This window comes from Candidatus Competibacter denitrificans Run_A_D11 (assembly GCF_001051235.1).
Taxonomy (GTDB): domain Bacteria; phylum Pseudomonadota; class Gammaproteobacteria; order Competibacterales; family Competibacteraceae; genus Competibacter_A; species Competibacter_A denitrificans.
The window spans coordinates 1-12,757 of record NZ_CBTJ020000117.1 but is presented as its reverse complement, the minus strand read 5'-3'; the positions used below and the strand labels follow the sequence as shown (position 1 = coordinate 12,757).

The following is a 12,757-nucleotide window of genomic DNA, read 5'->3' as shown; positions in this document are numbered from 1 at the left end:
CAAAAAATAAAGACTCCGATAAACCATTTCTACGGAGACGTTGGCGAACGGACAGGCCAGGGCTTCAGCGACCGCGTCGGTCAAGTCGATCAACACCGCGTACAACAGCCAAGTGGCCCACACTTGCATTTCGACGGCGTTTTCGGCGCCGCAGTAGAAGTAAGCGAGTCCCAACAACCGCTTAACGATCGAGAAGGCATCTTCCACCCGCCAGCGCTGCGGGTACAGCGCCACCGCTTGGGCGGTCGGTAACTGGGCCAGTTCCAAGGCGTTGGTCAAATAGCGGTAGATCGTGCCGTGCGCCTGGAACTCGATCAGGCGGATCTGTTGGCGCGTCGCATCCTCGCCGATCCAAACGATCCGATCCTGAACGGTCGAGGTCTGCACCAAGACCTTCACCACCTCATACTTCAGGTTCTTCTTGGCCCGGGTCAGCCACGTCACTCCGCGTGCGGTGAGGGTCGCCCACCGCGCAAAATCGGTAAACCCCAGGTCGAAGAGGATCAGCGCCCCGGTCGGAAGGGCCGCCAACAGGCGATCCCAGAAGCGGGCATCATGACCGTTCGGGTCGGCGTCGTACCAGACTTGGCGGGGCAACCGCGAAGCCAAATCCAGCAAGGCCATCATCCGGCCGGCCAAGGGGGCCTTCACGGCGTCCCGCAGCAAACCGATCTGGCGCAGCAGCCCGTCCAGGGTCGACCCCTCGGCGATCAGGACGGCGGTAAAGTGGGCCTGGGCCCAAGCCACTGCCGGCGGCAGGGGGCGCTGCCGCGCCTGCCAACGGCGGTGCAACACCGGCAGAATCGTCTGCAACACCCGCGCGAACAACTCCGCCGGTAAGGTCCGCAAGCGTTGCGCCAAGGCTTGTTGGGTCAGGTCGCGCAGCGGCGGCACCCACCATACCGCCTCGGTGTGAACCACCCGCACCAGCTCATTAATACTGCCGATCTGCCGCCACAACAGACTCAGGACCAGCGCGACCATCACCGGCAAGGTCAACAGCCGCGCCCGTAAGCCCAAGCCATGAAAGTAGCTCACTTGCGCGAGCGTCGCCGGATGGACGATCTCGGTCAGGCGCGCAACTACGGCCTCCGCCGGCGGCGCGCTGGCCGGGCGTTGGGTTCGGTCGCGTTGGATGGCGCGGGTGTGCCGCACCGAACTCCGTTTCTTACCCTTCGGTTCCGCCGTCGGGGTGGGGGCGGTGGTCGTGGTCATCGGTTTAGCTCTCGCAACAGAGGGCTTGACACCTTCTCAAAATCCTTAACTTGTGACCAGTGGGCTTATGGGGTGAATTTGGCTTGGTAGTGGCCCAAGGTCGGGAACGATTCGAGAAAGAACTGCCGGTAATGCTGGCCAACCTGGACAAGGGTCTGCCGGTGCTGGCCCGGGAGACCTTGACCGAATGAGCGACCCCGTTGCGGGCGTTGAATGAACGGATCACCGGCTATGATCAACGGATACCACAGCTCGCCCACGCCTCGGAACCGGCCCAGCGGCTGATGGCGGTCGAGGGGATCGGCCCGGTGACGGCAACGGCGGTGGTGGCGAGTGTCGGTGACGGTCATGAATTCCACGGGGGTCGGCAGTTTGCGGCCTGGCTGGGCTTAACGCCTCGTCAATCGTCCAGTGGGGGTAAAAGCCGCTTGGGCGGCATCACCCAACGCGGGAACGAGGATCTGCGGCGGTTGCTGATTCACGGCGCCCGCTCGGTCTTACGCCTGACTGGATCGCGGGCGGATCGGAAAAGCCGGTGGGCGGAGGCGGTGAAAGGCCGGCGGGGCGAGAAGATTGCGGCGATTGCGTTAGCGGCCCAACACGCTCGGATTCTTTGGGCGATGTTAACGCGCGGTGAAACGTATCAGGTGGCGGCAGCGTAATCCGCGCTCTGGACAGAGGCATGAAGATGGGTAGGGTGGAGGTGGAAACGAGATTGAAAGCAACGCGGATTTTTAGGTCAGCATGGATAGCTCTTTAAGTGGGTTGTTGTTAATCAGGGCTATCTGGAAAAAGTAGCGACCCCGCCGAAAGATTGCGTGGATCGTTGAGTGAATGGAAACCGGTAAGACCCGCGTGGGTTTAACCTGATAACGTTTTAGGTCGTTTCAGACCGTTTAGCTCATGAGGCGCCCACGCGCGAATGTCATCAGGGCCAGAGCCTATCGCTCACCAACAGGCCGGATATATGCGTGCAGTCTAACCTTGGTTTCTCAGGCCCCAACTTTCCTTGCAAACCGGGGGAGTCCATATATGAAGCTAACCGGCCTGAGCGGTTTTTCGCGCAGGTCCGGTTGAGCACAGTGTTAGCCTGATGCGTTCCAGAACACGCACCCTAGTTTACCGCCGGCCTGGACATGGGCGCGCCGTAATTCAATCCGCTTGCGGCCTAGTTCGGTGCGCGGTTGGTAGGTGTCGACCACAGTGTCGCCGGTCGGCGCTTCAGCATCCGCTTTCCGGTTTTCGGGTGAAACGGGAACGAGTTGCGATGAAGGTTGTGGCCGTGAGGACGGCGCATCAGGCAAAACTGTTACCACGACCGCGACCGCGCTACACCCGGCAATTGTTCCAGCAAGCGCACCACACCGTTCTCATAAATACCTTCAACGCTTGTCAACAGGGTTGGACCTCTCAGCGCAACTTGATCAAACAATTCGCGACGGCTTCGATGCTGGCATCGCCCATCACACCCCCTTCACCGTGCTGCCGCGCGCCTGCTGGCTTGTTAGAGTCGATACTCGTCCCATGGATCGGGGCTGCTACCGTCCCCCCCTAACCAGCCCTCTGGCGTGTCGTCGCTCAGCGCCCAGGCGATAACCTCTAACGGTTCCTCACCCGCCGCCAGTTTTTTCTCTTCTTCGTGTATCAAACCGAGTTTGTCGCCAAGGTTCTCTCCGGCCTGCAAACGACGGGTGTGGGCAATGATCGACCGGACGCGGCCCAGCCGTCGTTCCAGCGCGGCCATCCGCTGTTGTTGGGTGCGCAAGGTCTCGATCAGAAACCCCTGCACACGTGCCGAATCGCTCCAGCGCTCGCGCAATGCGCGCAGGATGGGTTCAATCGCCTCGGCGGCCCGTTCACCTTCATGAACTTGGTAATCGACGAAGACGCCCTGAACCAGGACGACGAACACGGTCGCTTTGCGTGCGCAATCGGCTTCGGCGCTATAAACCTGCTTGCCGGCGCTATCCAGCCGCAGGGGGTAAAAATAGACGCGCACCCCCGGCAGACCGCCAGAAACCCAATCACCCAAGCGGTAATCCTCTAAAACGCAATCGAAGCGTTTGGTCTGGATGGGCTGCTCCCGGCCATCCAGTTCGATATAAAGCGAATCAAAACATGCCCATTTGGCCTATGCCTCCGCTTGGAGTTGTTTGTGGTTCACAGAAGGCCGATGAGTGAGCCATAGACAGTTTTTATGGTCCATTCATGAGCCGTAACATGTCTTTCCCTTCTGGAATTCCCGGGTTTGGCTAATTTTGCCCATCCCGCCGTAAATGTAAAATTAGCGCCGACACTTCATTTATCCCGCTTTCCAGTCAAGTAGGCAAAGAATATCCGTCTTCCTACTCCAGCGATCTCACAAATGTCATTGAAGAGCGCTCTTGGCTATTTGCGCCCAACCTCTCGAAAAGGTAAAAATTAGCGATCTCTAATAGGCAAGGTCTCTTTCAGGCTTCCCTCACCACAGAGCATCGAAGCGGTGGAGGCTACTACCCTGCCCAAGAGCTGACCTTCGATCACAGGGGTATCGCTCCCCAGTTCCCCTTCGATGATCGAGGATAACAGACGATAACTGACCTTCCATCGTGTCGTGCCGGCCCCGGTCATTTCCGGGGGTTTGGTCGCGGCGAGCGCCCTCACGATTTCGATCCCCCGCCCGCCTAGCTGTTCCCGCCCGTTGAGTTCCGCCACGTCCTTCACCCCGACCGGTGGCCGCCCGTCGCCGCAGGTGCCGCGCAATTCCCGGATACGAGCCCTCTGGAAATCGTGGGCCGCGTCGGTTTCGGCTTGCCGCTTCGCCGTGCTTTCGTTGTCCCGCACCACTACCACCGAATCGGTGTGCAGCAGGAGCGTCTGCACGGTGGGGTGGTCCAGAAAACAGCGCACCGTGGCCCCGCCGCTGACCCGCACCGTGGGCGGCGGCTTGCAGCGGCGCACGGCCAGGTCGCGCGCCGCCAGCGCGTCCACGCCCCCCCCCACGATCCAGACCCCGCGCGGGTTGCCCGGCCGGAGGGGCCGATACGCTTTGTCGCTCCCCGCCCAATCGCGCTTCGGTTTTTCATCGGGACCGGGTGGGATCAGGCGCTGGGTCACGTTCCGCAGCGTGCCGCTCCCGCCCGACGAACAAGACACCGCCCCCGGTATAGCGCAGGAAACCGGCCCGTTCAGCGTGATCCAGCGTGTCCGACGAAATGCCGCGCCCATGCAGATAAACCCGCCCGGCGTGGCGGTCGGCGCGGGTTTGCGGCCGGCGGGCGGGACGAGTGCGCCGGGGTTTTTCGACGAGGGGTTCCCGCTTCACTACCGGATCGTCAGTGAGCCGCGACACGGCGTCCAAAAAGCCGATGCCGGGTTCGAGGTCGCGCACCAGGGCGATGTGGTCGCCGATGCCCTGGCCGGTTTTGTTGCAGGCCACCCCATGCCATCGCTTTTTTGGGTCATCCGGTACTGCTCATCGCCCCCGCACACACCGATTAACGGCGGCCTTCTTTTCTCACGGTAAAGCCCCTTTTTTCTCAATAATGGGTAGGGTCTTTTTGTTGGGAACTGAGGATTAAGATCGTATCAAGAGACCTCATCATTGAACCTCTTTTTTCTTAAAAATCCATCCTGTTTTATAAATGATAGCGGGAATAATAAGCTGTTTCCTCCTGTTTTTTAATTGACAGAACCCTGCGGTTTGATATGCTTTATTTAAGTTAAACAGGGTGTTGCCAATCCAGTGTCATTCACTTCTCAACGGAGAACCGCGATGGAATTTAATCACATTCCGCTAGAAAAACTGACGGTTTCTCGGATTAACGTCAGAACCCACGGCGCGACCGACGGTTTGGATTCGCTGGCCGCCAGTATCAAGGCGCAAGGGCTTTTGCAACCGCTCTTGGTGCGGTCTGTGGCCGACAGCGAGGGGTTTGAAATCGTGGCCGGGCAACGGCGCTTTCTGGCCTGTCAGCGCCTCGCGCAAGACGCGCCGGTCGAACCCTTGCCGTGTCTGGTGTTGGACGCCGGAGATGACGTGGCGGCGCTGGAAGCCTCACTGGCCGAGAACCTTGAACGCCTGCCGATGGAGCCGTTCGACCAGCACGAGGCGTTCGCCCAACTGGTGAAGCGGGGCCAAGGCGTCGCCACCATCGCCGCCTGCTTCGGGGTGACCGAGCGGCTGGTGAAACAACGGCTGGCCTTGGCGAATTTGACCGAGGCCATCAAGCGTGAAGCACGCAAAGGTGATCTCGACATCGCCGACGCCCAATTGCTGGCGCTGGCGACGCCCAAGCAGCAACGCGAATGGATGAAGCTGTATCGGGACAAGGAGCAGTATGCGCCGCAAGGCAGCCCATTGAAGGCGTGGCTGTGCGGCGGGGAGGCAATTTCCACCGAGGTGGCGTTATTCCCACTGGCGGAGTATCCCGGTCGCGTGGTGACGGACTTGTTTGGCGAAGAAACCTTCTTTGATGACGCCGCTCAGTTCTGGACGCTGCAAAACCAAGCGATCGCTGCATTGCGAGATCGGCTGTTGGCGGACGGTTGGGTCCAGGTGGAGGTGGTGGAAACCGGCGAGTATTTCCGCAGTTGGGAGTACCAGCGGACGGGGAAGAGTGAGGGCGGTTGGGTATTGATTTTGCCGCACCGCACCGGCGAAGTGGTGTGTCACGAAGGCTTTTTGCCGCTGAAGGAGGCTCGCCGTCAGGCCCGGCAAGCGGCGGGATTGGAGGTGGAGGCGGCGAACGACGCGCCCAAGGCGACTCGAAGCGAAGTCCCCCAAGCCCTGCAAAACTATCTTGCATTGCATAAAGCAGCGGCGGTGCGCTACCAACTCACACAAAACCCGGCTATCGCGCTGCGGTTGACCGTGGCGTGTCTGATCGGCAGCGCGACGAACTGGTCGGTTCGCGCCGACCGCACCTCGCCCCACAATCCCGCCATCGAGGTCAGCACGGCGAAGGGCGCGGCGCTGGATCGGTTCGGGGAGGAGTGGGCGACCGTCCAACGCTGGTTGGGCGACTCCAGCGACCAGAGCTTAGTCGGGCGGGGCTACGGCGAGGGCCAGACCGCCGAGGCGTTCAGGCGCTTGTTGGAGTTATCCGACGAGCAGGTATTGAAGGTGCTGGCGGTGGCGGTCGCCGAGACGCTGGTGGCGGGCAGCGGTTTGGCCGAGCGGCTGGGCGAACTGCTCCAGATCGACATGCGCCGGTTCTGGAAACCGGACGAGACGTTTTTGGACCTGCTCACCGACAAGGAGGCGCTGACTCGCATGGCGGCGGAGTTGGGCGCGGCCCCGTCCAGTAAAGCAACCAGGAAAGAGTTGCGCGGGCTGATTCGCCGTCGCTTAAAAGGCGAAGGATGCCCGCCGACAGCCGATTGGTTGCCGCGTTATTTCGAGTTTCCCACCCAAGGCTACACCGCCCGCCCCGTGTCGGAGGCCCGCGCCGCTTACGATAAGCTGGCGCGGCGCGGGAGCGGCGCGAATTCCGAAGCCGAGGACGACGCTGTGTTCGAGGATGAAGAAACCGATGGATGGGCCGAGGACGCCGACGAAGCCGGTGTCGAATGGGACGAGGCTGCTTGATGGAGCGGCGGGCGGTTCGCCGCCCGCCCGATACGAAAAGAACGCCGGTCTCCGCGCTGGAGACGACGCCACCACCACGAGGCTGAACAATGGAACTTCCCGACTCTCCCGGTCATTGGGTGTTGCAACAGGGCGACGACATCACCTATGGGGATGTGGCGATCCGGCAGGATGGGCCGAAGCCCGGCATGACGCACCCATTCGCCTTCAATAACGAACAATCCGATCCCTGTGAAGGATTGACCGGCGATGGGCGAAAAGTCCGCGATGAATATCGGGGCCGTCTGAAAAAAATGAGCTCAACATGACCTCACCTAAAGCATCCCGGCGCTCCCGCAAGCGCCCATGCGCGAGTGCGCCGCCGGCGTCGCCCGCCCCAACACCCTTGAATTCTGATCAAGCTCGCGCCGTTTCGGAGTTATCTAGCGCCCTTGATCGCGGCGATCCGGTGTGCCGACTGTTGGGTTATGCGGGCACCGGCAAAAGTTTCAGCGTGGTGCGCTTGCTCCAGGCTTACGCGACCTATCGCCCGGTTCTGCTGACCGCGCCCACCAACAAAGCCGCTGCGGTTCTCCGGGCAATGGCCGCTGAGATTGGCGGCCAGGTCGAAACGGCGACGATCCACAAGATTCTGGGATTGCGCCCGGAGGTGGACGCGGATCGAGGCCGCTACATCCTGAAACGAGTGCGGCAACCCGCGATTGAAGACGGCGCGCTGATCGTGGTGGACGAATGTTCGATGGTGGACTCGCTCTTGCTGGGCCACATTCTGCAAGCCGCTCAGTCCGCCCGCGCTCAAGTGCTGTTCGTGGGCGATCCGGCGCAATTACCGCCGATCTTTGAGCCGGACTCTCCGGCGTTTTCCGGTCATGGAGTGACCGCCCGATTGACTCAGATCGTCAGACAGAAGGCCGATCACCCGATTCTGGCAATGACTCAGAAGATCAGGGATGCCATGCAGGGGGGACCGGTTCCTGTGTTTGAGACGAAGCATTCTACAGACGGGAGTTTGATCCACCTTGGCGCGGCAGAGTTTGAGGCAGCGATGCTCGCGGCGATGCACCGCCCGGAGTACCACGCCGATTCCGATTATTGCCGCGTGTTGGGCTGGACCAATGGCAAAACCGACCACTACAACCGGCTGATTCGCCGCTCGCTGCTAGGCCAACCGGCTGAACAACAGGCGCTACTACCGGGTGAGACTGTGGTGGCTTGTTCGCCCATTCTCGAATTAGGCATTAGCATCGGCGATAGTGTGGCTGTCCTTAACGCCGTTCCCGACATTCGCCATTCCATTCCTGCGCTAAAAGCCAGAATTGCAAACTCAAAAGGAAAGCAGCTCGATGTTTGGGTTGTTACGCCGGATGGGAAAGAAGTCTACAAGCAGGAATTATCGAAACTGGCGAAGGTGGCGAATCAGTTGCAATCGGAGTTCAACGATCATCGCAACGGTAACACTCTAAGCATGTATCCACAGTTGTCAGATAAACGGCGTCGGGCAGCATGGGTTACTTTCTTCGAGTTCAAAGATGAGTCATTCTCCGACTTACGCCCGGTTCATGCGTCAACGGTACATCGTTCCCAGGGCAGCACTTACGAAAAGGTGTTCGTGGATTTAACCGACATTGGCCGTTCAACGCGGCGCGATGTGTTGCTGCGACTGCTCTATGTCGCTTTAACCCGATCACGCGGCGATGTTTATGTCACGGGCGAATTGCCGGAACGGTTGTACCGGGAACCCGATTGAGACCGTTCCGTTTGAATCTTCAGCACTCCACCCCTAAAAACCACCATCGGCTTGGATTTCGTGCCGTCGGGTGGCGCTGCAACGCGAAACGCCCGATTTCAATTCAACCCTTCTTTTTCACCCTCCCAGACCGCCACGATTCATCCCTGACGCTGCAACCGCACTCAGGCCACTTCACTCACCACCGGCCTTTTTTCTGCAATCGCTTCCTTAATTACTCCGAGGGTTCATCCCTGAACCGTCCGCTCTGTCCACCTACGGCCTCCCTACCTTGAGCCGTTGAGAATGCCTTAAAAAAGACGATTCGCCAGCGGGGGAACGTGGGTTTTCATTCGGTTTTCTTTACCAGAGGCTCCTCCGGTTCTAATGCCCGATGCTGAAAAGCAGTTTGGCGTTCGTCCCTGAATAGGCTGGATCCTTCTTATTCATCATCCCTGCCTCTCTCCATACTTTTATCCACACTTTTATTCGCGCCCGTAATGGGAAGGGTTCGATTTGCGCGCGACTTGACAATAGAGGTTTGTGTTGGAAACTGGTTATAGAAGTTATTTCATCTCATATTTTATAACCAGCGGGAGAACCAAGACGTGAATGCGCACCACACAAAAATAGAACTTTGTGGCGAGGAATACGCCGCTGTCGTGCTGTTTGAATGGGATGAAAATCCAATCATTAAAGGGGTTACTATTTACCGCTCAATCCACAACTTATACAACACAAAAGGCGAGTATTCGCCCCGTGTTGAAAGAATCAGTGTTGACATAACCGCAATGCTGAATGATGACCAGATTGATGCGTTATCGAATGAGATAGTCGAGTGTTCGGAGGAAGCGGCATGAAAAAAAATACCTATGAAGTCCGTTATCGCGTACCGCTGAAGAAGTATGGCGTTGTTGAGCGTCGTTCGGCAAAGGTGGTAGTGGCCTGCCGCGATGAGGCGCAGGTATTAGCCGCCGAGCGGGTTGCGCAATACGAAGGCGCAAATATTTTGATGCTGAGATGCTTAAAGAAGGCATAGCAAAACCGCTCTCGCTGTTACAAGCAACGAGAGCGGCCTACTTCAACCCCGAAGTTCAAAGAAACGAGGTGATGCGATGGTAGCAGAAAAGACCGACCGCCAGAACGGCCACACGCCGGTTGGCGACCCGAAGAAGCTCTCAACGCTGGGCAAGGAATTAGCCGTGCGAAGGTTGCGGCTGCGCTGGAATGCGAAGCGCCGCCGCGCCGAGATTGTCAACCGCTGAGCTTGAACCGACCCAACCGCCTATCAACGTGATCGAGGAAACCGCAATGAATGCTCCCGTCAACCTCCCCATCGAAATCGCCCTGGACGAAACCGGCTTGCCGGAAGGGCAAATTATGGCGGACTCCATCCGCCAATGGCGAAGCGATTGCAAGTCAGGCCAATTCAAAATCGGCGCGGCCATTGTGTACGGTAACAGAATGGACATGGAGATCGTCGGCGCTCAAATCAGCGAGGGCGAGTATTTCGCGTATCCGCTCCAGAAATGGTTAGCCCTCCTGTTCGTCGATTCGGATCGGGTGCTGTCGTCGATCCTGTTCAAAGGGGAATCCCTCGACAATTTCGAGGAGCTTCGGCGGCGATACCGGCTGAAGGGCGAAACCCTGTTGAGCAAGACGATTCGCGCCCAAATGGCCATGCGATCCAGCAGGAAGCATGGGGAAACCTATTACGCGGTCGAGTTTGAGGTGGTGAGTGAGGGCAAATACGCCGCCGCCATTGCCGACTTCCGGCAGCAACACTACAACCCGGCGATGTTCCGGCTCTTATCCGGCCCGACCGAGAACGGCAATGGCGCCGCCCACGATGCGAACGGCAACGCCGGAACCGAACGCACCGGCAAGAAAAAATAAGTCCCCGACCCCCTTCCAGCGCCAGGGACGGCGCGCAATCGGAGCCAAGACCATGACCGAGCAGACGACCCATTATCAGACTGAGCCGATGACCGAATCGCTTGAAATCGCCGAGTACCGCACCACCACCGCCGCGCTGGCGCTGTTGCGGAAGAAATACGCCGACCCGTTTGACGTGACCACGAACCCGGGTATGACCGCCGCCAAGGCCGCCCGCGTCGAGATTCGCGGCTACCGGGCGACGCTGGAGAAGACCCGCGCCGAGATTAAGGCTCCGGTCTTGCTTCGCGGCCAGCAGATTGACGCCGAGGCCAAGCGGATCAACGCCGCACTACTTGCCATCGAGGAACCCATCGACGCGGCGATCAAGGCCGAGGAACAGCGCAAGGTTGAGGAAAAAGCGGCCCAGGCTCGCGCCGAAGCGGCCCGCGTCGCGGCGCTTGCCGCCCGGGTCCATGGGATTCGCGAGCGGGTCATCGCCGTGGCGAATCAAGATGCTGCTGCCATTCGCGAGGCGTTGGCACAGGCGCTGGCATTTGAACCCGACCCCGATGAGTTTGCCGAGCGTTGGCCGGACGCGATGAAGGCGATCACCGAGACCCGGCGGGCGCTGGAAACGCTGCGGGCGGAACGGGAAGCGCGGGAAAAGCAACAGTCAGAGGAAAACGCCCGGTTGCAGACCCAGCGGGAAGAACTGGCCCGGCAACAGGCGGAACTCAACCGGAAACGGGCTGCCGATGACGCTCAACGGCAAGTGGAACGGGAGGAACTGGCCCGGTTGCGCGCCGCTGAGCAGGCGCGCCAACAGGACGCCGAGGCGCGGGAACGCGCCGGGGAAGACGCCCGGTTACAGGCCGAGCGGACGACGAAAACCGCCCGGACGAAAAAGCCCGCCCGGATCGATCCACTGGCCGAGATCAAGGACGCTCTCGCGGCGGGAACCCTCACCGGACCCGACGCCCTCGACCGCGCCTATCGCTTGGGCTTTGCCGACGGCGAACAGGCCCGCAAAGCGGCCTAAACATCACCGCGCCCGGGAGGGCGCGAACCGCCCGGAGAAAAACCATGCCATCGAATCGGTCTTATTTCCAAAGGCCCGGCGTGTCGAGCCACGCCTTGATCGAAATCGCCCGCACCCCGCTGCATTGTTGGGCGAAGTACGTGAACCCCAACCGCCAAGACGAGGAACCCACCGCCGCGATGCGGTTTGGGACCCTGGTTCACACGCTGATGCTGGCGCCGGAAACCTTCGGCGACGAGTTCGTGCGGGCCGATGCGATCAATCGCCGCACCGCCGAGGGCAAGGCGCAATACGTTGCCTTGCTGGAGTCAGGCCAGCCGGTCGTTACGGGCAAGGAGTACCGGGCGGCGTTGGAGATCGTCAAGGCGATCAAAAAGCATCCCGTGGCGGGCGCGCTGTTCAACAGCGGCGAACCGGAAAAAGTCCTCACCGTGCAGCGGGAATCGCCTTTATTACCGCTCAAGGGGCGACTGGATTGGCTCAGTCCGCAGCCCGCTATCGTGGAATTGAAAACCGCCGCCGACGCGAGCAAGGCGGCCTTCCTCCGCACCGTCTACCGCTATGACTATCACCTCTCTGCCGCCTATTACCGGATGTTGGTCAGTCGGGCCACCGGAACGCCTGAAACCGACATCCCGCATACCTTTGTCGTCGTGGAACCTAAACCTCCGTATGCCGTAGCGGTGTATCCCACCGCCGAAGGCGTGTTGGCCGAAGGCCGGGATTTATGGGAAACGAACCTCGCCCGGTTCGACGAATGCTGGACGAGCCAGGATTGGCCCAGCTATCCGGTTGAGTCGCTAAAGCCGTCGAGCGGGATGGGCAGCGGCCTCCGCTTGGAGATCGAGGAAGGGGAGTTGGAACTGTAGAGCCTTAACCAGGGCGCCAGGGACGGCGCAGCGCTGGAGAAACGCTGCGACTATCCTGAGCCCGTCGTTAGAAGGTACGGAGAAGAGGGCACGGCTCACCGTGCCATGGGCCGAAGCCACGGGCGGCTGGATCGCGACTGGAAACGGCGATACGCGAGAAACGGGAACGATGAGGTGAGGCTATCTGAACTCCGAGGAGAGGAGAAAGAGGTTGCAAACGGTTGAGGCGATGATTGATCCCACGGGCAGAGTGCGACTCTGGGGCAACGTGGCGATTACGACCCCTCCACTCGCGGGCCTACTGGGATACCTGTCGGGTGATTTATTTCGTCGAGAATGATGCCCGGTTGGGCCTTGTCGTCACGGCCAGGGCAATCGCATTAAAAAATTGTAATTATTTAAAGATATCTGTATTTAAATATTTGCATTTTCTTGCAGGAAATATATTTGAGTCCAACCAA

The 12,757-nt window shown here is 59.8% G+C and carries 15 protein-coding genes; 10 read left to right on the top strand and 5 right to left on the bottom strand.

Going from position 1 to position 12,757, the window contains the following annotated elements; all coding sequences use genetic code 11:
- A partial coding sequence (locus BN873_RS18415) for an IS4 family transposase (protein ID WP_048677142.1) occupies window positions 1-1,215 on the bottom strand: 1,215 nt, incomplete at its 3' end.
- 200 nt (window positions 1,216-1,415) lie between these two features.
- On the opposite strand from BN873_RS18415, the gene BN873_RS18410 reads away from it, so the two are divergent.
- The gene (locus tag BN873_RS18410) at window positions 1,416-1,877 is read left to right on the top strand and encodes an IS110 family RNA-guided transposase (protein WP_048677140.1); all 462 of its coding nucleotides are present in this window, start codon (window positions 1,416-1,418) and stop codon (window positions 1,875-1,877) included.
- Between the two features lie 423 nt (window positions 1,878-2,300).
- On the opposite strand, the gene BN873_RS20250 is transcribed toward BN873_RS18410, so the two are convergent.
- From BN873_RS20250 to BN873_RS18395, 4 genes are all read right to left on the bottom strand, one after another.
- Window positions 2,301-2,531, bottom strand: coding sequence for a hypothetical protein (locus tag BN873_RS20250; RefSeq protein ID WP_139031791.1), 231 nt, complete (start codon window positions 2,529-2,531; stop codon window positions 2,301-2,303).
- 188 nt (window positions 2,532-2,719) lie between these two features.
- Complete coding sequence (locus BN873_RS18405) at window positions 2,720-3,247, bottom strand: hypothetical protein (protein ID WP_048677138.1); 528 nt, start codon at window positions 3,245-3,247, stop codon at window positions 2,720-2,722.
- 389 nt (window positions 3,248-3,636) lie between these two features.
- Window positions 3,637-4,185, bottom strand: a complete 549-nt coding sequence (locus BN873_RS18400) for a hypothetical protein (protein ID WP_139031790.1) — start codon at window positions 4,183-4,185, stop codon at window positions 3,637-3,639.
- Between the two features lie 91 nt (window positions 4,186-4,276).
- Window positions 4,277-4,633, bottom strand: a complete 357-nt coding sequence (locus BN873_RS18395; RefSeq protein WP_048677133.1) for a hypothetical protein — start codon at window positions 4,631-4,633, stop codon at window positions 4,277-4,279.
- 336 nt (window positions 4,634-4,969) lie between these two features.
- Here BN873_RS18395 and BN873_RS18390 point away from each other — a divergent pair, with 336 nt between their 5' ends.
- From BN873_RS18390 to BN873_RS18355, 9 genes are all read left to right on the top strand, one after another.
- Window positions 4,970-6,784, top strand: coding sequence for a ParB/RepB/Spo0J family partition protein (locus BN873_RS18390; protein ID WP_048677131.1), 1,815 nt, complete (start codon window positions 4,970-4,972; stop codon window positions 6,782-6,784).
- Between the two features lie 89 nt (window positions 6,785-6,873).
- Window positions 6,874-7,092, top strand: a complete 219-nt coding sequence (locus BN873_RS18385) for a hypothetical protein (protein ID WP_048677129.1) — start codon at window positions 6,874-6,876, stop codon at window positions 7,090-7,092.
- Window positions 7,089-8,531, top strand: coding sequence for an ATP-dependent DNA helicase (locus BN873_RS18380; protein ID WP_048677127.1), 1,443 nt, complete (start codon window positions 7,089-7,091; stop codon window positions 8,529-8,531). Before BN873_RS18385 ends, BN873_RS18380 begins: the two co-directional genes overlap by 4 nt.
- A gap of 587 nt (window positions 8,532-9,118) precedes the next feature.
- Window positions 9,119-9,370: a hypothetical protein gene (locus tag BN873_RS18375; protein WP_048677125.1), complete on the top strand. Its 252-nt coding sequence runs from the start codon at window positions 9,119-9,121 to the stop codon at window positions 9,368-9,370.
- Window positions 9,367-9,549: a hypothetical protein gene (locus tag BN873_RS18370; RefSeq protein ID WP_048677123.1), complete on the top strand. Its 183-nt coding sequence runs from the start codon at window positions 9,367-9,369 to the stop codon at window positions 9,547-9,549. Before BN873_RS18375 ends, BN873_RS18370 begins: the two co-directional genes overlap by 4 nt.
- Window positions 9,550-9,625: 76 nt before the next feature.
- Window positions 9,626-9,775, top strand: a complete 150-nt coding sequence (locus tag BN873_RS20635; RefSeq protein ID WP_171820527.1) for a hypothetical protein — start codon at window positions 9,626-9,628, stop codon at window positions 9,773-9,775.
- A gap of 46 nt (window positions 9,776-9,821) precedes the next feature.
- Complete coding sequence (locus BN873_RS18365; protein ID WP_139031789.1) at window positions 9,822-10,406, top strand: hypothetical protein; 585 nt, start codon at window positions 9,822-9,824, stop codon at window positions 10,404-10,406.
- 52 nt (window positions 10,407-10,458) lie between these two features.
- The gene (locus BN873_RS18360) at window positions 10,459-11,427 is read left to right on the top strand and encodes a DUF1351 domain-containing protein (protein ID WP_048677117.1); all 969 of its coding nucleotides are present in this window, start codon (window positions 10,459-10,461) and stop codon (window positions 11,425-11,427) included.
- Between the two features lie 44 nt (window positions 11,428-11,471).
- On the top strand, window positions 11,472-12,296 hold the full coding sequence (locus tag BN873_RS18355) for a PD-(D/E)XK nuclease-like domain-containing protein (protein ID WP_048677115.1): 825 nt from the start codon (window positions 11,472-11,474) through the stop codon (window positions 12,294-12,296).
- Window positions 12,297-12,757 lie beyond the last annotated feature (461 nt).

Bases quoted from the DNA above. Each gene is read 5' to 3' on its own strand.
- BN873_RS18390 (WP_048677131.1), top strand. From the start codon at position 4,970: ATGGAATTTAATCACATTCCGCTAGAAAAACTGACGGTTTCTCGGATT.
- BN873_RS18385 (WP_048677129.1), top strand. From the start codon at position 6,874: ATGGAACTTCCCGACTCTCCCGGTCATTGGGTGTTGCAACAGGGCGAC.
- BN873_RS18380 (WP_048677127.1), top strand. From the start codon at position 7,089: ATGACCTCACCTAAAGCATCCCGGCGCTCCCGCAAGCGCCCATGCGCG.
- BN873_RS18370 (WP_048677123.1), top strand. From the start codon at position 9,367: ATGAAAAAAAATACCTATGAAGTCCGTTATCGCGTACCGCTGAAGAAG.
- BN873_RS20635 (WP_171820527.1), top strand. From the start codon at position 9,626: ATGGTAGCAGAAAAGACCGACCGCCAGAACGGCCACACGCCGGTTGGC.
- BN873_RS18365 (WP_139031789.1), top strand. From the start codon at position 9,822: ATGAATGCTCCCGTCAACCTCCCCATCGAAATCGCCCTGGACGAAACC.
- BN873_RS18360 (WP_048677117.1), top strand. From the start codon at position 10,459: ATGACCGAGCAGACGACCCATTATCAGACTGAGCCGATGACCGAATCG.
- BN873_RS18355 (WP_048677115.1), top strand. From the start codon at position 11,472: ATGCCATCGAATCGGTCTTATTTCCAAAGGCCCGGCGTGTCGAGCCAC.